The organism is Bacillus sp. K7 (assembly GCF_053903245.1).
The window spans coordinates 3,742,401-3,763,008 of sequence record NZ_CP096406.1 but is presented as its reverse complement, the minus strand read 5'-3'; the positions used below and the strand labels follow the sequence as shown (position 1 = coordinate 3,763,008).

Below are 20,608 nucleotides of genomic sequence, written 5' to 3'. Positions count from 1 at the left end.
GAACAGCCGAACGGCGTCCATGTGCGCTGTTCGGGCTCATTCTTACAATAGAAAGAGGAGGGCTTCACTATGAGTTATTTATTGCGTAAGCCGCAGTCGAATGAAGGCTCGAATGGGGTCAAGCTGGTGCACGAAGTAACGAAATCCAATTCTGATCTCACCTATGTAGAGTTTAAAGTGGTAGATCTCGATTCCGGTTCCAGTTATGCAGAAGAGTTGGAAAAACAGGAAGTCTGTATTGTAGCGGTTACGGGGAAAATCACTGTGAGCGATCATGAGTCGACCTTTGAGAATATCGGCACACGTGAAAGCGTATTCGAACGGAAACCGACAGACAGCGTCTATATTTCTAATGACCGTTCATTTGAGATCACAGCGGTCAGCGACGCAAGAGTGGCGCTGTGCTATTCACCGTCGGAAAACCAGCTTCCGACCAAGCTGATCAAAGCGGAAGACACCGGAATTGAGCATCGCGGGAAGTTTTCAAACAAACGTACTGTTCACAACATTCTTCCGGACTCCAATCCTTCAGCTAACAGCCTTTTAGTAGTTGAAGTCTATACGGACAGCGGCAACTGGTCCAGCTATCCGCCACATAAACATGACCAAGACAACTTGCCGGAAGAATCTTTCTTAGAAGAAACGTACTATCATGAGGTAGATCCGGGACAGGGCTTTGTGTTTCAGCGTGTATACACAGATGACCGCTCCATTGACGAGACAATGACCGCGGAAAATGAAAACGTTGTCATTGTTCCTGCGGGATACCACCCGGTAGGCGTTCCGGACGGATATACATCCTACTATTTAAATGTCATGGCAGGGCCGACGCGGAAATGGAAGTTTCATAACGACCCGGCGCATGAGTGGATTTTAGAACGCTAACAAGTGAGGAGTGGCTGTTTACGATGAAGTATATATTCAATGAAGAGAAGGCTTTTGATATTGTTGCCATCGGCCGGGCATGTATTGATTTGAACGCAGTGGAATACAACCGCCCAATGGAAGAAACGATGACGTTTTCGAAATACGTCGGCGGTTCACCTGCGAATATCGCGATCGGCAGCGCGAAGCTTGGCTTAAAAGCGGGCTTCATCGGCAAAATTCCAGATGACCAGCATGGAAGATTCATAGAGTCCTATATGAGAAATACCGGTGTTGATACAACACAAATGATTGTGGATCAAGATGGCCATAAAGCGGGCCTTGCATTTACAGAAATCCTCAGCCCAGAAGAATGCAGCATCTTAATGTATCGCGATGATGTGGCGGATCTTTATCTTGAGCCTTCAGAGGTAAGCGAGGACTATATCGCAAATGCGAAAATGCTGCTTGTTTCCGGTACAGCGCTCGCCAAAAGCCCGTCACGGGAAGCGGTGTTAAAAGCTGTTCAATACGCGAAAAAGCATCAGGTCAAAGTGGTGTTCGAGCTGGATTACCGCCCGTATACGTGGCAGTCAGCTGATGAAACAGCCGTTTACTATTCTTTGGTCGCCGAGCAGTCTGATGTCGTCATCGGCACACGCGATGAATTTGATGTAATGGAAAACCGCACAGGCGGAAGCAATGAGGAATCCGTCAACCATTTATTTGAGCATTCAGCCGACCTCGTTGTCATCAAACACGGCGTCGAAGGCTCTTACGCATACAACAAATCCGGCGAGGTATTCCGCGCCCAAGCGTACAAGACAAAAGTGCTGAAAACCTTTGGAGCCGGTGATTCTTATGCATCAGCCTTCATCTATGGCCTTGTCAGCGGAAAAGATATCGAAACGGCATTGAAATACGGCAGCGCTTCAGCCTCCATTGTGGTGAGCAAGCACAGTTCGTCAGAAGCGATGCCGACTGCGGAAGAAATCGTACAGCTTATTGAAGCACAGTCATAATTGAAAAAGATCGAGTAAAGGTGGGATCGTTTGTGGGTCAGAAAATTCGCTTAACAACAGCACAAGCGCTGATTAAATTCTTAAACCAGCAGTACATCCATGTAGATGGAAGGGAAGAGCCTTTCGTTGAAGGGATTTTCACGATTTTCGGTCATGGAAACGTACTGGGGATCGGGCAGGCGCTTGAGCAGGATGCAGGCCATTTGAAAGTTTATCAAGGGAAAAATGAACAAGGAATGGCGCATGCCGCAATGGCGTACAGCAAGCAAATGCTGAGAAGAAAAATATATGCGGTCTCTACATCCGTCGGACCGGGAGCGGCCAACTTAGTGGCGGCGGCCGGCACCGCATTGGCAAACAATATCCCGGTTCTCTTAATTCCGGCAGATACATTTGCGACAAGACAGCCAGACCCTGTACTGCAGCAAATGGAGCAAGAATACAGTGCGGCGATTACAACAAACGATGCATTGAAACCTGTATCGAGATACTGGGACCGCATTACGCGCCCTGAGCAGCTGATGAGCAGTTTGCTGCGCGCGTTTGAAGTCATGACTGATCCAGCAAAAGCAGGTCCGGCAACGATTTGTATTTCTCAGGATGTTGAAGGGGAAGCGTACGACTTTGATGAAAGTTTCTTCGTCAAACGGGTTCACTATATTGATCGCATGCAGCCGAGCGAGCGCGAGCTTCAAGGTGCGGCGGAGCTGATCAAAGCCAGCAAGCATCCTGTGATCCTCGTCGGCGGAGGCGCAAAATACTCCGGTGCGCGCGATGAATTGGTCGCCATTTCTGAAGCGTATCACATTCCGTTAGTTGAAACGCAGGCAGGAAAGTCGACCGTTGAAGCTGATTTTGCGAACAACCTCGGCGGAATGGGCATCACAGGTACACTTGCGGCAAATAAAGCGGCCCGCCAAGCTGATTTGATTATCGGTATCGGCACAAGATACACGGATTTTGCGACATCCTCTAAGACCGCTTTTGATTTTGATAAAGCGAAGTTCCTGAACATCAATGTCAGCCGAATGCAGGCGTATAAACTCGATGCGTTCCAAGTGGTAGCGGATGCGAAAGTGACGCTTGGCAAACTGCACGGTCTGCTTGAAGGCTATAAGAGTGAATTCGGCTCAACGATCAAGGAGCTGAAGGACGAATGGCTCGCTGAACGCGAACGCCTCAGCAAAGTGACGTTTAAACGGAAAGCGTTTGATCCGGAAATCAAACATCATTTTTCTCAAGAGGTTCTAAATGAATACGCTGACGCGTTGAATACAGAGCTTCCGCAAACAACGGCATTGCTGACCATCAACGAGACGATTCCAGAAGACAGCGTGATCATCTGTTCAGCAGGCTCCCTTCCAGGAGATTTGCAGCGCCTGTGGCATTCTAATGTTCCGAATACGTATCATCTGGAATACGGGTATTCCTGCATGGGCTATGAAGTGTCCGGGACACTGGGCCTGAAACTGGCCCACCCTGACAGAGAGGTGTATTCCATTGTCGGAGACGGCAGCTTTCTAATGCTTCACTCCGAGCTGATTACGGCGATTCAGTACAACAAGAAAATCAATGTGCTGCTCTTTGATAACTCTGGTTTTGGATGTATCAACAACTTGCAAATGGATCATGGCAGCGGCAGCTACTATTGCGAGTTCCGCACAGATGACAACCAAATTTTGAATGTTGATTACGCAAAAGTTGCGGAGGGATACGGCGCGAAAACCTACCGTGCAAACACAGTAGAGGAGTTAAAAGCGGCGTTAGAGGATGCGAAGAAACAGGACGTATCAACGTTAATTGAAATGAAGGTTCTGCCAAAAACAATGACGGACGGCTATGACAGCTGGTGGCATGTCGGCGTGGCAGAAGTGTCTGAACAAGAAAGTGTTCAGAAGGCATACGAAGCAAAAGAGAAAATGCTGAATTCTGCGAAGCAGTATTAGGGGGGAGGCTCATCGATGGGCAAAGATAAGATTCTGTGGGGCATTGCTCCAATAGGGTGGCGGAATGATGATATTCCTGAAATCGGAGCGGGAAATACACTGCAGCATTTGTTAAGTGATATTGTTGTCGCACGTTTTCAAGGCACGGAAGTCGGGGGCTTTTTCCCCGAACCTGCCATCCTGAACAAAGAGCTGAAACTTCGAAACTTAAGAATCGCAGGAAAATGGTTCAGCAGTTTTATCTTGCGTGATGGACTTGGTGAAGCGGCAAAAGCATTTACCCTGCATTGTGAGTATTTACAGAAAGTAAACGCGGACGTCGCTGTCGTTTCTGAACAAACTCACAGCGTACAAGGCTTAGAGAAAAACGTCTTCAAAGAGAAGCCGCACTTTACGGATAATGAATGGGAACGGCTTTGCGAAGGGCTGAATCACCTTGGCAAAATTGCCGACAAGCATGGCTTAAAGCTCGTCTATCACCATCACCTTGGCACTGGTGTCCAAACGGCAGAAGAAGTCGACCGGCTGATGGAAGGAACAAACCCCGCGCATGTACACCTCCTTTATGATACAGGGCATGCGTATATTTCTGACGGTGACTACATGGGAATGCTTGAGAAGCATATCGGACGCATTAAGCATGTGCATTTTAAAGATGCCCGCCTGAATGTCATGGAACAATGCAGACTCGGAGGGGAATCGTTTCGGCAATCATTTTTAAAAGGCATGTTTACGGTCCCCGGCGATGGGTGCATTGATTTTAGAGACGTATATCAGCTGCTGTTAAAGAACAATTATTCCGGATGGATTGTCGTTGAAGCTGAACAGGACCCCGATGTCGCAAACCCGCTTGAGTATGCATTAATCGCAAGAAACTATATTGATAAGCAGTTGTTGGATCTGGCTTAATGGGGACTGAATATATGGGACATACCAAAGCGGATTCAGCCTTCAATAAACGGACAATCGCAGCGGCATTGGCCAACTATATTGACGCGGGTTCCATAGTAGCTGGATCTGCTGGTTTATCGTTATGGGTCAGTTACCTCAAGTTATCTGATACACAGATCGGGCTCCTCGGCGCGCTAAGCGCAAATGCAATTTCAGCCGCTGTCGGCGCTTTGTTAGGCGGGTTTCTGGCAGATAAAATCGGACGGAAGGCTGTTTATACCAATAGCATGCTTGTTTATGCGCTAGGGATTTGTTTGGTTCTGTTCGGGGCTAATTTCCCCATGTTGTTAAGCGGTTACATGATTATCGGTTTATCAGTAGGAGCCGACATTACCGCATCATGGACAATTATCGCAGAAAATGCGCCAAAGAAAAATCGGGCCCGGCATTGCGGCGTCGCACAAGTCGCCTGGGCCGCGGGGGCTGTGGTTGTGCTGCTTCTCTCCGTACTGGTCGGTGATTTAGGCCTTCTGGGCAATAAAATTGTATTTGCCCATCTGCTTGTCATCGCGCTGATCACGTACGTGCTGAGAATCAGGCTTCCGGAGTCAGATGCCTGGCAGCCAAAAACACAGCCGGGACATTCGCAGGCAGGGAAGCCTGTCGTACTGAACAAAACATCGTATTTTGATTTGCTCAAGCCGATGTATCTGAAAAACATACTGTTTTTAATGGGTGTGTTTCTGGTTTGGAATCTAGCAGCCGGCGTGATGGGCTTCTTTATGCCATACATTTATCAGCAGGTCGGCGGTGTATCGCCCACTACGGCAAATCTTTTGCAAATGGGGCTGTTTATCTTCACAGGGTTAGGGGTCGCCTTGATCTTCATGCCCTTTGCTGACAAGTATAGAAAAACTGTATTTGGAATCGCGGCCTTTATGGCGGTGATTGGATGGACACTGTTTCTGCTGCCGGTTGAGGGCCTGCCGATTCTGCTCCTGTTTATTGTTGTGATCGGCATCAATAACGGAGCCGGGCAGCAAGCAAACTATCAGTTATGGGCCAGTGAAATCTTTCCCACGCAGTATCGTGCATCTGCACAAGGGCTGATGTTTTTCCTCGTCCGTATTTCAATAGGGATTTGGAGCTTGTTTGTCCCAATGGTTATGACCAATTTCGGCATTGGAACAATGGCTGCAATTCTTCTCGGATGTGTGACGGCCAGTATGATCATCGGGCTTCTCTACGCGCCGAATACGTCTGGCAAGTCGCTTGAAGAAATTCAAGAGGAACTCTACGGCTCTCATCGGAGCCAGGTAAAGCAAGGAACAGAAAGCAAAATCATGTAACCAACAGAAGGAGTGGCTGTCAATGAGTTTACGTATTGGCGTAATTGGAACTGGAGCAATCGGAAGAGAACATATTAACCGGATCACGAACAAGCTGTCCGGCGCGGAAATCGTTGCTGTAACGGATGTGAATCAAGAGGCTGCACAAAAGGTCGTTGAGCAATACCAATTAAACGCGTCGGTTTATCCGAACGATGACAGCCTGCTTGCAGACGAAAATGTAGACGCTGTCTTAGTGACAAGCTGGGGCCCTGCGCATGAATCGAGCGTATTGAAAGCGATCAAAGCCCAAAAATACGTGTTCTGTGAAAAACCGCTCGCGACAACGGCTGAAGGATGCATGCGTATCGTCGAAGAGGAAATCAAAGTGGGCAAACGCCTTGTTCAAGTCGGTTTCATGCGCCGTTATGACAGCGGTTACGTACAGCTGAAGGAAGCGCTCGATAACCACGTTATCGGTGAGCCGCTTATGATTCACTGCGCGCACCGCAACCCAAGTGTTGCCGAAAATTACACAACGGATATGGCCGTTGTTGATACGCTTGTTCATGAAATTGATGTGCTGCACTGGCTCGTCAATGATGACTACGAGTCCGTTCAAGTCATCTATCCGAAAAAATCGAAAAATGCGCTTCCGCATTTAAAAGATCCGCAAATCGTAGTCATTGAAACAAAAGGCGGCATCGTCATCAATGCAGAAATCTATGTGAACTGTAAATACGGCTATGACATTCAATGTGAAATCGTCGGAGAAGACGGTATCATCAAGCTCCCTGAACCATCAAGCATCAGCTTGAGAAAAGAAGGGAAATTCAGCACGGATATTCTGATGGATTGGCAGAGACGCTTTGTGGCTGCGTACGATGTGGAAATTCAAGACTTCATTGATTCGATTCAAAAGAAAGGCGAGGTTAGCGGACCGACGGCGTGGGACGGCTATATTGCCGCTGTTACGACTGACGCGTGTGTAAAAGCCCAGGAATCCGGACAAAAAGAAAAAGTTGATTTGAAGGAAAAGCCTGAATTCTATCAATCTTATACAACAGTTGAAAACTAAAATAATAGAGGAGTGAAAATATGAAATTAGCATTGGATCCATCGATGTATCGTGATGATTTAACGTTGGAGGAAATGGTATATAAAACGGCGGAGCTTGGCTATGAATATATTGAGCTGTCGCCTCGCGAGGATTTTTGTCCATTCTATAAATATCCGAAGGTCGATTCAGCAAAAATCAAACAATTAAAGCGGCTTTTAAAGGATACAGGTGTTAAGCTTTCATCTCTCCTCCCTCTTTACCACTGGGCGGGTCCTGATGAAGATCGTCGCCAGGCTGCGGTGCGCAATTGGAAAAGGGCGATCGAAATTGCGGTTGAACTTGAAGTGGATTTGATGAACAGTGAATTCAGCGGTTCAAAATATGATCCTTTAACAAGTGAAGAAAAATTTATCAAATCGATGGATGAGCTTCTGCCAGTCTTTGAAAAAGAAGGCGTTAAACTCAATCTTCAAGCCCATCCATACGATTTTATCGAAACCCACAAAGGCGCAATGGATATGATCCGCGCGCTAGACAAGGATTGGATCAATCTTGTCTACTCGACTGCGCATACGTTCTTCTATGATGACGGCAAAGGCGACATCGAGACCATGTTTGACGAAGCCGGCGACCGCCTTACACATGTTTTATTTGCAGATACCTATAATCACAAAGCGGCTCATGGCCTGCGCTATATCGTCAACCCGCCTGACGCCAAAGTAACGGTCCATCAGCATTTAGACATTGGCCAAGGCGAAGTTGATTTTGATACGATTTTCAGAAAGATGAGAGAAATGAAGTTCGATGGAATTGCGACCAACGCCGTATTTGCTTGGGTTGACAAAAGAGCGGATGAATCAAGCCGTTTTATGCTTCAAAAAATGAAAGAAGAATTAGGTCTGGCATAAGCTGAGCATGGAGTTCGGCGGGATAGGATAAAGCAGCCTTCCTGCCGAACTCCCTTCATATCTAAAACGCAGATGGGGGAGTCTGACATGAAACTTTGTTTTAATGAAGCAACAACATTGGAAAACTCAAATCTTAAACAGGATGTGGAACTATGCGAAAAGCACGGCTATGATTATATTGAAATCCGTACATTGGATAAGCTGCCGGAATACTTAAAAGACCATTCATTGGACGATCTGGCGGAGTATTTTCAAACCCATCACATCAAACCGCTTGCTTTAAACGCACTCGTTTTCTTCAACAACCGTGATGAAAAGGGGCACAATGAGATCATCGCTGAATTTAAAGACATGATGGAAACGTGCAAAACCCTTGGTGTGAAATATGTCGTGGCCGTCCCGCTGGTGACTGAGCAGAAAATTGTAAAAGAAGAGATCAAAAAGAGCTGTGTTGAGGTGCTGACTGAGCTTTCAGATATTGCGGAGCCGTATGGCGTAAAAATCGCGTTCGAATTTGTCGGCCACCCACAGTGTACAGTTAACACATTTGAACAGGCATACGACATCATAAACACAGTCGACCGTGACAATGTCGGGCTTGTCCTTGACAGTTTCCACTTCCATGCGATGGGGTCAAATATCGAGAGCTTAAAGCAGGCGGACGGAAAGAAAATTTTCATCTACCACATCGACGATACCGAAGATTTCCCAATCGGCTTTTTAACGGATGAGGATCGTGTGTGGCCTGGCCAAGGGGCGATTGACTTAGATGCCCACTTATCAGCCCTCAAAGAAATCGGGTTCTCTGATGTTGTATCGGTTGAGCTCTTCCGTCCCGAATACTATAAGCTGAGTGCCGAGGAAGCTATTCAAACAGCGAAAAAAACAACAGTTGATGTTGTTTCAAAATACTTCAAGATGTAATGGATAAAGGAGGGGTGAACATGGCTTTTGTATCGATGAAAGAGCTTCTTGAAGATGCAAAGCGGGAGCATTACGCAATCGGCCAGTTTAATATCAACGGCCTGCAGTGGACGAAGGCGATTTTACAGGCTGCGGAGGATGAACAGTCGCCTGTCATTGCAGCGGCGTCGGACCGGCTGATCGACTATTTGGGCGGATTCAAAACCGTAGCCGCGATGGTCAATACGCTGATGGAAGAATTGTCAATTACCGTTCCCGTTGTCCTTCACCTTGATCATGGGAGCAGTGTGGAGCGCTGCAAACAAGCCATTGACGCAGGGTTTAGCTCGGTGATGATTGACGGGTCACATTCGCCGATTGATCAGAACATCACCATGACGAAAGAGGTAGCGGACTATGCGAAGCTTCACGGTGTGTCAGTGGAGGCTGAAGTCGGCACAGTAGGCGGCATGGAGGACGGCCTTGTGGGCGGTGTCAAATACGCTGATCTTCATGAATGCCAGCGTCTCGTGGAAGAAACCAATATTGACGCCCTGGCGGCTGCGCTCGGATCAGTACATGGTAAGTATCAAGGTGAGCCCAAACTCGGCTTCAAAGAGATGGAGGAAATCGCTAAGATCACGAACATTCCGCTTGTTCTTCACGGCGCCTCGGGAATTCCGGCTGATCAAATCGCACGAACAATCCAGCTTGGCCACGCGAAGATCAACATCAATACAGAATGTATGGTGGCATGGGCAGAAAAAACGCGCGTCATGTTCGAGAACAATCCTGACTTATATGAACCCCGCGCTTATATGACCCCGGGAATCGACGCGGTAAAAGAAACAGTGAAAAGCAAAATGAGAGAATTCGGCTCAGCGGGAAAAGCCGCTAGACAGCAAGTCAGCTGAAGAAAAAGCACTCACGTCAGCGTGAGTGCTTTTGTCATGCCATTTTTTATTTTTGGTTTTCTTTCTCGCGCTTCACCAGCATATCAGCAATCAAATCAACCTGTTTGCTGACGGAGATCGGGTCGTACGGGTAGAATGTGTCAAAATCGTTGATGAACACACGGTTATGTTTGACAGCGTCTAGGTTTTTCCAGATAGCGGATTCCTTTAGCTTATCGAGTGTGTTGCTTTCGCCTTTCGGATTGTAGTCCGTAATGAACATATAATCTGCGGCATACTCAGGAATAACCTCTTGAGAGAGCTGTTTCATCTCTCCTTTTTTAATGACATCCTGTTCGATTTTTTCAGGCGCTTTGAACCCAAGCGCGTTGTATACAGCTTGGCCGCCGCGTCCGCCATTATCATTAAACACCCAGAATTCACCCTTGTCCGTGTTTTCATATATGCCGAAGGTTGCATCCTTGTCGATGACGCCGGCCACTTTCTTTTTGGCTGCTTCCGCTTTTTTGTTAAAGTCAGCCATAAATGATGCTGCTTCATCTTTCGCTCCGGCGATATCTCCGAACATGCTGACCGTATCCTGTACATTTTTCGCTGTGTTATAAGGAACGACAACAGTTGGAGCGATTTTCTTTAATTGATCGACATTCTCTTCATTCATGACAACAATTAAGTCAGGCTGAAGCTCCATCACTTTTTCAACGCTGATAGGATCACCGATATTCTTCACATCTTTTAGCTTTGATGTTAAAAACGGATTATCAAATGACCATGAGCCTGAGCCGACCACATTCGCTCCGACAGACAGCAATTCCCCAGCATAAAAATCAGTGACAATGCGTTTCGGATGTGCTGGAATGTTGACGTTCCCTTTTGTTGATTTGTATGTTCTCATTTCTGTCTTTTCGGTATCTGAATCACTTGAGCTTCCTTTCGAAGCCGTGCCGCTGCAAGCGCTGGCAAACATAAGAAGCAGCACCAGCATGCCCACGAGCAATATGTTCTTTTTCATCAAGAACCCCCCAATATGTACGGTAATTTTATTAGTAATGATTATCATTATCAATTAATAATATAGCAAGAAACCAGTTCCCCGTCTATCTCTATTTTAGGGAGAGAAAGTTTTTTCGTTTACAGATGACGCGGTATGCTTAATCAATTATTATAGGTAAATGGGAGGAGGAAAATATGGGAATCACAAAAAGAGGTGCCGCGTGGGAGTGGCTGAATAGCTGGTGGATGCTGTTTATTTTCATGCCTTTTGCCATAACCAGTTTTTTTGCTTTTTTATTTATTGGCATCAAGGTCAGAAATAGAAAGTGGATCATGTATGGAATCATTTATTTTTTCGTATTTGCATTTGGTTTTGTGCTGCCCGATGAACCAGGAATTTTTGTTGTTCTCCCATTATGGGCTGTGACGATTATTCATGGTTTTAAAGTGCGTCCGCTGTATCTGATTCAGCTAGATGTCTACAAAGACAATGTGGAGGCACGGGCCTTTGCTGAGGCAAGAAGTGAAGCCGAGAGCAGATTTCATGCTCCGAAGCAGTCTATTCAGGATATACATATTCGCAAAGAACGGTAAAAAAAAGCTCAACACGAACAGGGTGTTGAGCTTTTTCTATGGTTACTGCTGATAGGAATGCTGCTGGAATGACGTGTTTTGGCCGAATGGAAGTGTAGAAACATTCGTATTCATCACGCTGGATTGTCCAGTGAGTTCCTGCTGCATTTGGTTGCACATATTGACAACTTGCTGGCATTTTTGAATGGCCGTGTCATGTCCGTGCAGCGCTTGCTGAATGGTATGTGCAGCTTGTTGTTCGTGGTTTAGAATTTGCTGCAGCATTTGGATGTTTTGCTGTTCCTGATGAAGCATTTGGCGATATTGCTGGCTGCTTTGCTGTGTTTGCTGAATAAGCTGCTGAGCAGTCTGGCGGGCTTGGTTCAGCTGCTGCAAGCCGTGTTGTGTATTATGCATGAGTTATCCCTCCATGTGATCGATTGACGTGAGTCGGTATTATCATGCAACCTGAATGAAAAGAAATTCCTCAAACGAGAAACTACAATTATTTTCCTCAGTTTTTCTTTCTTTGAACACAGCCGATAAGAATTGTATACTTTGTACAAACCCTTTTTATGTAAATGCTCCGCTATTTATACCGCATGAATGGCGGAAAACGAAGCCCTGAAATGAGGGATTCGTCTTCCGCTTTTTTCTTTGCCCGCTTCAAAAACCACCTTCACCCGCGGTAAATGGGATATTCAGCCTGTTTTCTACCGTACGGAGGCGCTGATTGAGCCGATTTAAGCGGCGGGTATGGCGTTCAATGGCTTGGCTTAACTGACTGACCTGTTCGGCCATCCGGGCAATTTCCCGATTTTGGCGCCGGTCTTCATTTGTGAGCCGTGTTAATTCCCTTGTTTGTTGTTCATTCTGCCGTTCAAGAGCTGCAACTCTTCTTTCTAATGCCGGCGGCTGTCTGTCTATGGGGTGTGGGTTGTATACATCCTGCCCCGGATGAGGATTGTATTCATAGTGGCTATAGTAAGGTTCCTGCTGAGGCGGCTGCGGGCCGTAATATGGATAAGGGTACATGTGATCAATCTCCTTACAAAATGTAATGTATGGGTGAATTCCTTATAACTTATGTAGTCATTGGCACAGTGCCACGGCATTCGCCCAACAAGGAGAGAAAGGACGGTGATCGCCATGAGAAAAAACTGTGTCATGTTACTAGCGGCTTTATGTTTCATGATAGGGGGCTGCCAGCAGCAAAAGGAGGAAACACCGTTTTATTACGGAACGTGGAATGAGGGACTAACCCCAGGACCTATGGATGGCGTGAGGTCAGCAACGGTTATGTTTACCAAAGACGAGGTGCTGGAGACGGAAATGATAAAAGGAAGAGGAGAGGTGCAGCTGCCTTCTAAGGCGTACAAGGTGTTGTCCCAGAGCACTGACGGGTCCATTGAGATTCAGTATCTCGGCTCCTATTATCCGATCAAAAGCACGCTGAAGAGGGGAGAAAACGAGACGTTGATATGGGAGCAAAATGGCCAGACAAAAACGATGACGAGAATGGAATCAAAGACAGGCAAGGAGGAGACATATGAGAAATAAAAAAGCTGAAAGCCTGGTGTTAACAGGACTTATCTTACATATCATACAGTGGATATTGATATTATGGGCTTTTCTCAAGATAAAACATTTATTTAGTGACTATACGATCTATAACCCACATGTCATCAGCGGATCTATGCAATCCTTATCGTTTATCCAAATGATGCGCGCTATGATGTACTCAGGGGCTTTCGTCAATTATATTTTGTTTTTTGCGCTTGCCTTTCTTATTTATTCTGTCGTGTTGCATGCCATCTTGATTGTGATGGAGTTGGCCGCTTACATCATGATTAGACGGAATCCTGCATCATCATGGTCAGTCTTTTTGGCGGCGGCAGGTGTGAAGCTCGCCATCTTGAATATAACCGGCATTCCTTTTTTAGCTGCCGGCTTCCTGTTGATGAAACAGAAAAAAGCAGAAAACGGCGAAATGGAGACAGAAAGAAAGCGGAAACCGCGCACGCGCATCCGAAGACAAGGCCGGCGTCTCAATAGAATCAGGAGAAAATCATCTCTTCCAGTTGAATATCAAAAAGAAAAAACGATATGATGGGACTATAGCCTGAAAACGACACGAAGGAGATGCAGGATGTACAAACTAATTGCAATTGATATGGACGGAACACTTTTAAATGATCATCATGAAGTAACAGAGGAGGTCCGCAATGCGCTTCACGCGGCTAAAGCGGAAGGCGTTAAAATTGTGCTTTGCACCGGCCGGCCTATCGGGGGCGTGCGGAGATATTTAGATGAACTGAATCTAATTGAAGAAGGTGACTATGTCATCGCGTATAACGGAGCGCTTGTTCAAAATACGCATACAAATGAAGTGGTCACGGAGCTGTCTCTCGGATATGATGATTTGACTTCATTATATGACCTGAGCATAGAGCTGAAGACGCCGATGCATTTCTTTGACTCATCTAACCTGTATACGCCTAACCGGGATATCAGCGAATTTACCGTATACGAATCCTATGTGACACAAGTGCCGCTTCACTACCGAAAAGTTGACGAAATGCCAAAAGACATCCTCATCCCGAAAGTGATGTTTATTGATAAACCGGAGAACTTAAGCCACGTTATTACATCGATTCCTACAGACGTGAGAGAAAAATACACGATGGTTAGAAGCGCGCCTTTCTTTTATGAAATTCTGCACCCTGAAGCCAGCAAAGGAAATGCTGTACGCCAGCTGGCGGAGCTGCTTGGAATTGAACAGGCCGAAGTCATGTCGATTGGCGACAACGGGAACGACCTGACAATGATTGAATGGGCGGGCTGCGGCGTTGCCATGGCAAACGCCATTCCGGAAATATTGGAGGCAGCAAACTTTCAAACGCGCTCCAATAATGAACACGGCGTTGCGCATGCGATTCACGAGCTTGTGTTGGCGAAATAATGAATCCAGCCTTTTAGGAGGCTGGATTTTTTTATCGGGGCTTTATTGTTCCTGTCCGGTCTGTAATGACCTGCAGTCCTTTCTGCGGAATGGAGATTAAGATTTCTTTTCCGGCGATGCCATCAATATTAAGGACGTCAGCGATTGACCATGCTCCTCCTCCCAAGACATAATTTTTGCCTGTTCCTTGATGGTCTTTCACAAGATAGACAGAGTCTTGTGTTTTGAGAATGATTTCTTCACCGGGTTTGCCGTCTGTATCCGCCGTATCATAGAACGTCCAAGAGAGGTATGGCACATCATAGGACTTGAAGTTTTTTTTCGTATCATTGAAGACATATAGCTTGTTGCCGACGGTGACCACAAGCTCAGCGCCTGCCCTTCCATCGGTATCCGCCGCTTTGACAACATTCCAAAATCCCCAGTTGCCCGATGGCACGGTATGCTCTCTGGCAGATTTTAAACGGTCATTCACGATCATAATTTTATTGCGTTCAATGATGACGAGTTCATTTCCAGCCTGTCCGTCAGTATCGATTACATTTGTAATCGCCCAGTTTCCGTATGGTACTGAATAGGTTTTGACTGTGCGATCCACATGGTTGATCACATATACACCATTAAATGGAGCTACAGTGCTTTTGGCCAGCGGCTTCACCGTTTGCGGCTGTTCAGGGACAGCGGGATCAGGGTCGGGAACAGGCTGCGGAGCCTTTGGCGGCCATTTCACCTCACCGCTGCTGACCACGACCAATTCTGCACCGGCTTTTCCGTCCAAATCAGCGCCGCCTGCGACATGCCAGCCAGCACTTGGGATTTTGTATGAGGCCGTTTTCCCGTCAGAGCTGGCAACCAATATAGAATCCACAGTATTGTAAACAGCCTCTAATCGCCCATCTCCGTTCAGATCCCAAGAGCCGATGTATACTTTCTGCCCGGCCGCTTCGGCATGCAGATTTAGAGAAGAAAAAAGGAAGAACACTAGAACAAATAGCCAGCATTTTTTCATGTCCTCTCAGCTCCATTTCTTATTTTTTGACATCGGCAATCAAGCCAATCCGGTCCGTAATCATTTTTTGCGGAGAGTTGGGAATGTCAATGAGGACCTCTGCTCCGGGAAGACCATCAATATCAGTAATGGTTTTCACATTCCAAACGCCGTTTTGCAGGATGAAGTAGTCTTTCTTTGCACCGCCGTTGCGAAAAATGTGAATGTAATTGCCTTTCGAAACAACGACATCGGCACCGTTATCACCATTTGTATCTACAACCCCTTCGATTTTCCATGGCTGTGTCGATACAGATACTGGATAAGTGGCAACCCGGCGGTCGCTGTCGTATATGATTTTTAAGTCATTTCCTGCTTTTACGGCGATTTCACTGCCTGGTTTTTTATCGATATCCGCAATCCCGCCTATACTCCATACGCCGTTAGTCACCATGCGATACTCACGGACGTTGCTCGCCCTATCATCAATGATTTTGACATAGTCACCTGCTTTCACAATCACTTCATCTCCCTCATTGCTGTTTGTATTGGCTGTTCCTGCAACGTCCCAAGGGCCGTTTGTGATCTGGTATTCTCTCACATATTTGCCGGTATAATGAATCACTTGGGCATGATTTCCCGCCTTCACAATCAATTCAGCACCCGGCTTGCCGTTCGTATCAGCCACAGCTGAAAGCTCCCATACCGGATTTGAAATCGAAAATGTTGTTGATATATTTCTCTCGTTGACGACCTCTATCGCATTTCCGTTATACGAAAATACTTGCTCCAGTTTCCCATCACCATTTAGATCCCAGGAACCTAAATAATTTCGAATGGGCGCAGCCGCTGCAGAGGTCTGTGAAAAGAACAAGGAAACCATCACCATCACCATCAATATCGAGCATTTTTTTCTCATAAAGTATCTCCTCATCTTTTATTTGGAAAACAATTCAAAATAGTACATTCTGCGCTCTAGACTCTATCCCTCTTCTTTTGAGAAAATGTCAAACTTTTGACATATCGGTTTAAGGCTCTTGGCCATCTTTTTTGATTCATCATCTTCCAATGCTGGCCATGAGTGTCGCAGTTGTGGTAAGCACATCCATCCCCGTTTTGATGCAGAATGAAAAAATAGCGGCTAGAAACCTTGGAAAACCAGCTTGCGGGTTCATGGCTGCCGGAGTGGCTTCCTCCTCAGCCGGTGATAGCTGAGGCAGAGGCTGTTTCAACTCTGTCCATTCGGGAATGTTACAGTAATGATTCTGTGAAAGAGGGTTGGGCACATGGCCGTGAAAGACGAGTGCATGTCTAAAATCAAACAAGAAACCAAGCCTTGGATCAAGAGGTGCGGGAGGCTTGGTTACTTTGCATTTGGCGGCGTTTTTATCCTGCTCGGGATCTTAGCGTGTATGACGGCAGCTGGAGCGGGAAGCGCGAAAGATTCGAGCGGAGCGCTCCACATGTTATCACGCATGCCGTATGGACCGATCTTGCTTTTGCTCATTGGCGTCGGTCTCACCGGCTATGTGATATGGATGGTGTTGAGCGCGTTCAAAGACACAGAGGGACACGGAACAAGCAGGCGCGGGCTGTCGCGGAGGATGGGAAATCTTTTTAGCGCCGCTGTATACGGAACCATTGCTTGGAAAGCCTTGCGTTTTGTATTTGGCCAAGGGGGAGGAAGCACGTCGGAACAGACGTGGTCCGCTTATGTATTGGCACAGCCGTTTGGCCGATGGCTCACAGGGCTTACGGGTGCGGGTTTTGTCCTATTTGCGATTGTTCAATTTGTGAAGGGCATCCGGGCTTCATTTATGAAAGAATTCGATACATCAAAAATGAACAAACAGATGATATGCATCGCGAAAAACACCGGGCGCGCAGGCCATATCGCCCGAGCCAGTATTTTCTCGGCCATCGGCTATTTTCTTATTAAGACAGCCATGACCGCTGACCCTGATGATACAAGAGGCTTTGACGGCGCGCTCGCCGAACTCGCACAGCAGCCGCATGGCAAATGGATTCTATCTATGTTGGCGTTCGGGCTGATTTTATATGGAATATACGCCATTATGAAAGGCATTTATCAGTATATGACATGGAAGAAGTGAGCTCTGGACAGGTCCGCGTTCAGAGCGTTTTTCAATTTCTCTGAAATCAGGTGGATGAAAGCCAGCGTCAGCCTGTATAATAAAAGCAAATCGAAAGCAGTTTCATCATGAACTGATCCACAGGGAGGTGCGGAATGGATCGGGAAAAACAACAATTAAGCATAGAAGCGGCAAGGCTCTACTATCAGTCTGATTACAGTCAGCAGCAAATTGCTGAGCAGCTCAACATTTCAAGGCCGACCGTTTCCCGGCTGCTGCAATATGCAAAGGCAAAAGGGTTTGTCCAGATTCGCGTCATGGACCCTTTTGAGGATTTGGATGCGCTCGGTTCCATGCTTGAAGAAAAGTACGGGCTTCTCGAGGCGCATGTTGTGTTTTCTCCGACACCCGATTATGCAGGAATTACACATGACCTAAGCCGCTATGGTGCAGAATATATGCATGAAACGGTGAAAGACGGCGACATTGTCGGTGTCAGCTGGGGAACCACCATGTATCAAATCGCGCAAAACATGCAGCCGAAGGAGGTAAAAGGCGTTGAGGTCGTCCAGCTGAAAGGCGGCATCAGCCACTCCCGGGTGAACACGTATTCTGCTGAAACGATTCAGCTGTTTGCAGAGGCTTTTCAAACGATGCCGCGCTATCTCCCGCTTCCCGTCGTATTTGATCATGCGGATGTAAAGCAAATGGTGGAGAACGACCGACATATCGAACGGATTATCGAGATGGGCAAGCAGGCGAATATCGCTCTCTTCACGGTGGGAACGGTCCGTGACGAAGCGCTGTTATTCCGGCTCGGGTATTTCAATGAAGAAGAGAAGGCCCTTTTAAAAAGGCAAGCTGTCGGGGATATCTGTTCACGCTTTTTTGATGCAGAAGGGAATATTTGCAGCAGCGCCATCAATGACCGGACCATTGGCGTCGAGCTTGAAGACCTCAGGCAGAAGGAACGCTCCATTTTAGTGGCCGGCGGGAGCAGAAAAGTGTCCTCCATACACGGTGCGTTGACAGGAAAATACGCCAACGTTTTAATCATCGACCAGCATACCGCAAGGGCGCTTGTTCATGATTTGTGACATATGCTAACTGTTCGCTGAACAAAATTTCAATTACCAATTTACATATGTTCAAAAGTCGGTTATGCTAAAAAATATCTTAACAAAAAAGGAAGTGTGGGACGGATGTCATTAGCTAACATAATTGATCATACAGCTTTGAAACCGCATACACAAAAAGCGGAAATTCTAACATTAATCGAAGAAGCGAAAACATACAAATTTGCTTCTGTATGTGTCAACCCGACATGGGTGCAGCTTGCTGCAAAAGAGCTTGAGGGAACTGGAGTTGACGTTTGTACGGTCATCGGCTTCCCGCTCGGTGCCAGCACAACTGAAACAAAAGCGTTCGAAACAAAAGACGCGATTTCAAAAGGCGCCACTGAAGTGGACATGGTCATTAACATTGCCGCTTTGAAAGACAAAGAAGATGATATGGTTGAAGCGGACATCCGCGGTGTGGTGGAAGCTGCAGCCGGAAAAGCGCTTGTCAAAGTCATTATCGAAACATGCCTTCTGACTGATGAAGAAAAAGAGCGTGCATGCCGTTTAGCGGTTTCTGCGGGAGCGAATTTCGTGAAAACATCAACAGGCTTCTCAACAGGCGGCGCAACGAAGGAAGATATCGCCTTAATGCGCAAAACAGTAGGCCCTGATATCGGCGTGAAAGCGTCCGGCGGCATCAGAACGAAAGAAGATGTTGACACAATGGTCGAGGCGGGAGCGAGCCGAATCGGCGCTAGCGCAGGCGTTTCCATTGTAAAAGGGGAACATGCATCTGGCGGAGACAACTATTAAGAAGCTGACGGAAGGCCGATTGCTTTCCGTTACTCTTCTATTATTCACGGGGAAATAATATTGTAAGCGAATACAGATAAAGGAGAACACATATGAAGTATTTGATTGGGATTATCGGTTTAATCGTGTTTTTAGGCCTTGCATGGATCGCAAGCAGCGGGAAAAAGAGAATTAAGATCCGCCCAATTGTTGTTATGCTCATTTTGCAATTTATACTCGGCTACATTCTCCTCAATACTGGTGTAGGGAATTTCCTTGTAGGAGGATTTGCAAAAGGATTCAATTACCTGCTTGGATACGCGGCAGAGGGAATCAACTTTGTGTTTGGCGGTCTGGTGAATGCGGACCAAACGACATTCTTTATGAATGTTCTCTTGCCGATTGTGTTTATTTCCGCTCTGATTGGGATTTTGCAAAAATGGAAAATACTCCCGTTCATTATTAGATATATTGGACTTGCTCTCAGCAAGATAAACGGTATGGGAAGACTGGAATCGTATAACGCAGTCGCTTCTGCTATTTTAGGGCAATCTGAAGTATTTATCTCCTTGAAGAAAGAACTCGGTCTTTTAAATCAGCAGCGCATGTACACGCTTTGCGCCTCTGCGATGTCAACCGTATCCATGTCAATCGTCGGCGCGTATATGACGATGCTGGAGCCGGAATATGTTGTAACGGCGCTGGTCTTGAACTTATTTGGCGGTTTCATTATTGCTACTATTATTAATCCTTACGATGTGGAAGAAGAAGAGGATATGCTGCGTGTTGAAGAGGAAGAAAAGCAATCCTTCTTCGAAGTGCTCGGAGAATACATCCTTGATGGCTTCAAGGTAGCGGTTGTTGTCGCTGCGATGCTGATTGGATTTGTTGCGATCATTGCCTTGATTAACGGTATTTTTAATGCAGTATTCGGTATTTCCTTCCAAGACATTCTTGGATATGTGTTTGCTCCATTCGCTTTTCTTGTGGGGATCCCATGGAATGAAGCTGTTAATGCGGGAAGCATTATGGCAACAAAAATGGTATCTAATGAATTTGTCGCCATGACGACATTAACGCAAAACGGATTCGAATTTAGCGGCCGAACAACAGCGATCGTATCGGTATTCCTTGTGTCATTTGCGAACTTCTCCTCAATCGGGATCATCGCTGGTGCCGTAAAAGGACTGAATGAAAAACAAGGAAATGTTGTTGCTCGTTTTGGCTTGAAATTATTATACGGCGCAACGCTTGTCAGCTTTTTATCAGCGGCAATTGTGGGCTTGATTTACTGAACATAATCGAAAAGG

At 46.5% G+C, this 20,608-nt stretch carries 22 protein-coding genes; 17 read left to right on the top strand and 5 right to left on the bottom strand.

Features of this window, described 5'->3' with window-relative positions; genetic code table 11:
* The first annotated feature begins 69 nt into the window (after positions 1-69).
* The 9 genes from iolB (at position 70) to fba (ending at position 9,836) form a co-directional block, all read left to right on the top strand.
* Positions 70-885 carry a 5-deoxy-glucuronate isomerase gene (iolB, locus tag M1D98_RS19230; protein ID WP_121641569.1) on the top strand — a complete coding sequence of 272 codons (816 nt, stop codon included), beginning with the start codon at positions 70-72 and terminating at the stop codon, positions 883-885.
* A 23-nt stretch (positions 886-908) separates the two neighbouring features.
* A complete protein-coding gene (gene iolC / locus M1D98_RS19225; protein WP_268538604.1) occupies positions 909-1,886 on the top strand; it encodes a 5-dehydro-2-deoxygluconokinase in 978 nt (325 codons plus the stop codon).
* Between the two features lie 32 nt (positions 1,887-1,918).
* A complete protein-coding gene (gene iolD / locus M1D98_RS19220; RefSeq protein ID WP_456279870.1) occupies positions 1,919-3,832 on the top strand; it encodes a 3D-(3,5/4)-trihydroxycyclohexane-1,2-dione acylhydrolase (decyclizing) in 1,914 nt (637 codons plus the stop codon).
* A 15-nt stretch (positions 3,833-3,847) separates the two neighbouring features.
* Positions 3,848-4,741 carry a myo-inosose-2 dehydratase gene (iolE, locus tag M1D98_RS19215; protein WP_456279869.1) on the top strand — a complete coding sequence of 298 codons (894 nt, stop codon included), beginning with the start codon at positions 3,848-3,850 and terminating at the stop codon, positions 4,739-4,741.
* Positions 4,742-4,755: 14 nt separating this feature from the next.
* The gene (locus tag M1D98_RS19210) at positions 4,756-6,072 is read left to right on the top strand and encodes an MFS transporter (RefSeq protein WP_435576394.1); all 1,317 of its coding nucleotides are present in this window, start codon (positions 4,756-4,758) and stop codon (positions 6,070-6,072) included.
* 22 nt (positions 6,073-6,094) lie between these two features.
* Positions 6,095-7,129: a bifunctional inositol 2-dehydrogenase/D-chiro-inositol 1-dehydrogenase gene (iolG, locus tag M1D98_RS19205; protein WP_121643677.1), complete on the top strand. Its 1,035-nt coding sequence runs from the start codon at positions 6,095-6,097 to the stop codon at positions 7,127-7,129.
* Between the two features lie 20 nt (positions 7,130-7,149).
* Positions 7,150-8,019, top strand: coding sequence for a sugar phosphate isomerase/epimerase family protein (locus M1D98_RS19200; protein ID WP_039074975.1), 870 nt, complete (start codon positions 7,150-7,152; stop codon positions 8,017-8,019).
* 87 nt (positions 8,020-8,106) lie between these two features.
* Positions 8,107-8,943: a 2-keto-myo-inositol isomerase gene (gene iolI, locus M1D98_RS19195; RefSeq protein WP_121643676.1), complete on the top strand. Its 837-nt coding sequence runs from the start codon at positions 8,107-8,109 to the stop codon at positions 8,941-8,943.
* Positions 8,944-8,963: 20 nt separating this feature from the next.
* Positions 8,964-9,836, top strand: a complete 873-nt coding sequence (fba, locus tag M1D98_RS19190) for a class II fructose-1,6-bisphosphate aldolase (protein WP_268522938.1) — start codon at positions 8,964-8,966, stop codon at positions 9,834-9,836.
* A 46-nt stretch (positions 9,837-9,882) separates the two neighbouring features.
* On the opposite strand, the gene M1D98_RS19185 is transcribed toward fba, so the two are convergent.
* Positions 9,883-10,848 carry an iron-hydroxamate ABC transporter substrate-binding protein gene (locus M1D98_RS19185; RefSeq protein ID WP_268538599.1) on the bottom strand — a complete coding sequence of 322 codons (966 nt, stop codon included), beginning with the start codon at positions 10,846-10,848 and terminating at the stop codon, positions 9,883-9,885.
* Between the two features lie 176 nt (positions 10,849-11,024).
* Between M1D98_RS19185 and M1D98_RS19180 the strand changes: the two genes are divergently transcribed.
* Complete coding sequence (locus tag M1D98_RS19180) at positions 11,025-11,423, top strand: hypothetical protein (RefSeq protein WP_039074979.1); 399 nt, start codon at positions 11,025-11,027, stop codon at positions 11,421-11,423.
* A 42-nt stretch (positions 11,424-11,465) separates the two neighbouring features.
* On the opposite strand, the gene M1D98_RS19175 is transcribed toward M1D98_RS19180, so the two are convergent.
* Together M1D98_RS19175 and cotNE are read right to left on the bottom strand one after the other, a co-directional pair.
* Positions 11,466-11,819 (bottom strand): hypothetical protein, encoded by a 354-nt coding sequence (locus tag M1D98_RS19175; RefSeq protein WP_121643673.1) that lies wholly within the window; start codon positions 11,817-11,819, stop codon positions 11,466-11,468.
* A gap of 249 nt (positions 11,820-12,068) precedes the next feature.
* Positions 12,069-12,437, bottom strand: a complete 369-nt coding sequence (gene cotNE, locus M1D98_RS19170) for an inner spore coat protein CotNE (protein ID WP_121643672.1) — start codon at positions 12,435-12,437, stop codon at positions 12,069-12,071.
* Between the two features lie 114 nt (positions 12,438-12,551).
* On the opposite strand from cotNE, the gene M1D98_RS19165 reads away from it, so the two are divergent.
* Genes M1D98_RS19165 through yidA form a run of 3 tightly spaced genes read left to right on the top strand, consistent with a single transcriptional unit; the run spans position 12,552 to position 14,364 of the window.
* On the top strand, positions 12,552-12,962 hold the full coding sequence (locus M1D98_RS19165) for a DUF3255 family protein (RefSeq protein ID WP_121643795.1): 411 nt from the start codon (positions 12,552-12,554) through the stop codon (positions 12,960-12,962).
* On the top strand, positions 12,952-13,512 hold the full coding sequence (locus M1D98_RS19160; RefSeq protein WP_129550918.1) for a hypothetical protein: 561 nt from the start codon (positions 12,952-12,954) through the stop codon (positions 13,510-13,512). Before M1D98_RS19165 ends, M1D98_RS19160 begins: the two co-directional genes overlap by 11 nt.
* A 39-nt stretch (positions 13,513-13,551) precedes the next feature.
* The gene (gene yidA / locus M1D98_RS19155; RefSeq protein ID WP_268538598.1) at positions 13,552-14,364 is read left to right on the top strand and encodes a sugar-phosphatase; all 813 of its coding nucleotides are present in this window, start codon (positions 13,552-13,554) and stop codon (positions 14,362-14,364) included.
* Positions 14,365-14,395: 31 nt separating this feature from the next.
* Here the strand turns inward: yidA and M1D98_RS19150 are convergent, their stop codons facing one another.
* Both M1D98_RS19150 and M1D98_RS19145 read right to left on the bottom strand, forming a co-directional pair.
* Positions 14,396-15,373 carry a PA5033 family protein gene (locus M1D98_RS19150; RefSeq protein WP_121643669.1) on the bottom strand — a complete coding sequence of 326 codons (978 nt, stop codon included), beginning with the start codon at positions 15,371-15,373 and terminating at the stop codon, positions 14,396-14,398.
* A 19-nt stretch (positions 15,374-15,392) separates the two neighbouring features.
* Entirely contained in the window at positions 15,393-16,271 is an 879-nt protein-coding gene (locus M1D98_RS19145; RefSeq protein WP_456279868.1) for a PA5033 family protein, read from the bottom strand.
* 367 nt (positions 16,272-16,638) lie between these two features.
* On the opposite strand from M1D98_RS19145, the gene M1D98_RS19140 reads away from it, so the two are divergent.
* From M1D98_RS19140 to nupC, 4 genes are all read left to right on the top strand, one after another.
* Positions 16,639-17,466, top strand: a complete 828-nt coding sequence (locus M1D98_RS19140) for a DUF1206 domain-containing protein (protein ID WP_456279867.1) — start codon at positions 16,639-16,641, stop codon at positions 17,464-17,466.
* A 134-nt stretch (positions 17,467-17,600) separates the two neighbouring features.
* A complete protein-coding gene (deoR, locus tag M1D98_RS19135; protein ID WP_121643666.1) occupies positions 17,601-18,542 on the top strand; it encodes a DNA-binding transcriptional repressor DeoR in 942 nt (313 codons plus the stop codon).
* A gap of 105 nt (positions 18,543-18,647) precedes the next feature.
* Positions 18,648-19,319, top strand: coding sequence for a deoxyribose-phosphate aldolase (gene deoC / locus M1D98_RS19130; protein WP_121643665.1), 672 nt, complete (start codon positions 18,648-18,650; stop codon positions 19,317-19,319).
* Between the two features lie 92 nt (positions 19,320-19,411).
* Positions 19,412-20,593, top strand: coding sequence for a nucleoside permease NupC (nupC, locus tag M1D98_RS19125; protein WP_121643664.1), 1,182 nt, complete (start codon positions 19,412-19,414; stop codon positions 20,591-20,593).
* Positions 20,594-20,608: the final 15 nt, after the last annotated feature.

What these genes read in the sequence shown, in the direction of transcription:
- M1D98_RS19165 (WP_121643795.1), top strand. Translation starts at nt 12,552, where the DNA reads ATGAGAAAAAACTGTGTCATGTTACTAGCGGCTTTATGTTTCATGATA.
- fba (WP_268522938.1), top strand. Translation starts at nt 8,964, where the DNA reads ATGGCTTTTGTATCGATGAAAGAGCTTCTTGAAGATGCAAAGCGGGAG.
- M1D98_RS19185 (WP_268538599.1), bottom strand. Translation starts at nt 10,848, where the DNA reads ATGAAAAAGAACATATTGCTCGTGGGCATGCTGGTGCTGCTTCTTATG.
- iolI (WP_121643676.1), top strand. Translation starts at nt 8,107, where the DNA reads ATGAAACTTTGTTTTAATGAAGCAACAACATTGGAAAACTCAAATCTT.
- iolG (WP_121643677.1), top strand. Translation starts at nt 6,095, where the DNA reads ATGAGTTTACGTATTGGCGTAATTGGAACTGGAGCAATCGGAAGAGAA.
- nupC (WP_121643664.1), top strand. Translation starts at nt 19,412, where the DNA reads ATGAAGTATTTGATTGGGATTATCGGTTTAATCGTGTTTTTAGGCCTT.
- M1D98_RS19160 (WP_129550918.1), top strand. Translation starts at nt 12,952, where the DNA reads ATGAGAAATAAAAAAGCTGAAAGCCTGGTGTTAACAGGACTTATCTTA.
- cotNE (WP_121643672.1), bottom strand. Translation starts at nt 12,437, where the DNA reads ATGTACCCTTATCCATATTACGGCCCGCAGCCGCCTCAGCAGGAACCT.
- M1D98_RS19210 (WP_435576394.1), top strand. Translation starts at nt 4,756, where the DNA reads ATGGGACATACCAAAGCGGATTCAGCCTTCAATAAACGGACAATCGCA.
- iolB (WP_121641569.1), top strand. Translation starts at nt 70, where the DNA reads ATGAGTTATTTATTGCGTAAGCCGCAGTCGAATGAAGGCTCGAATGGG.
- M1D98_RS19150 (WP_121643669.1), bottom strand. Translation starts at nt 15,373, where the DNA reads ATGAAAAAATGCTGGCTATTTGTTCTAGTGTTCTTCCTTTTTTCTTCT.
- M1D98_RS19175 (WP_121643673.1), bottom strand. Translation starts at nt 11,819, where the DNA reads ATGCATAATACACAACACGGCTTGCAGCAGCTGAACCAAGCCCGCCAG.
- deoC (WP_121643665.1), top strand. Translation starts at nt 18,648, where the DNA reads ATGTCATTAGCTAACATAATTGATCATACAGCTTTGAAACCGCATACA.
- iolC (WP_268538604.1), top strand. Translation starts at nt 909, where the DNA reads ATGAAGTATATATTCAATGAAGAGAAGGCTTTTGATATTGTTGCCATC.
- deoR (WP_121643666.1), top strand. Translation starts at nt 17,601, where the DNA reads ATGGATCGGGAAAAACAACAATTAAGCATAGAAGCGGCAAGGCTCTAC.
- M1D98_RS19140 (WP_456279867.1), top strand. Translation starts at nt 16,639, where the DNA reads ATGGCCGTGAAAGACGAGTGCATGTCTAAAATCAAACAAGAAACCAAG.
- yidA (WP_268538598.1), top strand. Translation starts at nt 13,552, where the DNA reads ATGTACAAACTAATTGCAATTGATATGGACGGAACACTTTTAAATGAT.
- M1D98_RS19145 (WP_456279868.1), bottom strand. Translation starts at nt 16,271, where the DNA reads ATGAGAAAAAAATGCTCGATATTGATGGTGATGGTGATGGTTTCCTTG.
- M1D98_RS19200 (WP_039074975.1), top strand. Translation starts at nt 7,150, where the DNA reads ATGAAATTAGCATTGGATCCATCGATGTATCGTGATGATTTAACGTTG.
- M1D98_RS19180 (WP_039074979.1), top strand. Translation starts at nt 11,025, where the DNA reads ATGGGAATCACAAAAAGAGGTGCCGCGTGGGAGTGGCTGAATAGCTGG.
- iolE (WP_456279869.1), top strand. Translation starts at nt 3,848, where the DNA reads ATGGGCAAAGATAAGATTCTGTGGGGCATTGCTCCAATAGGGTGGCGG.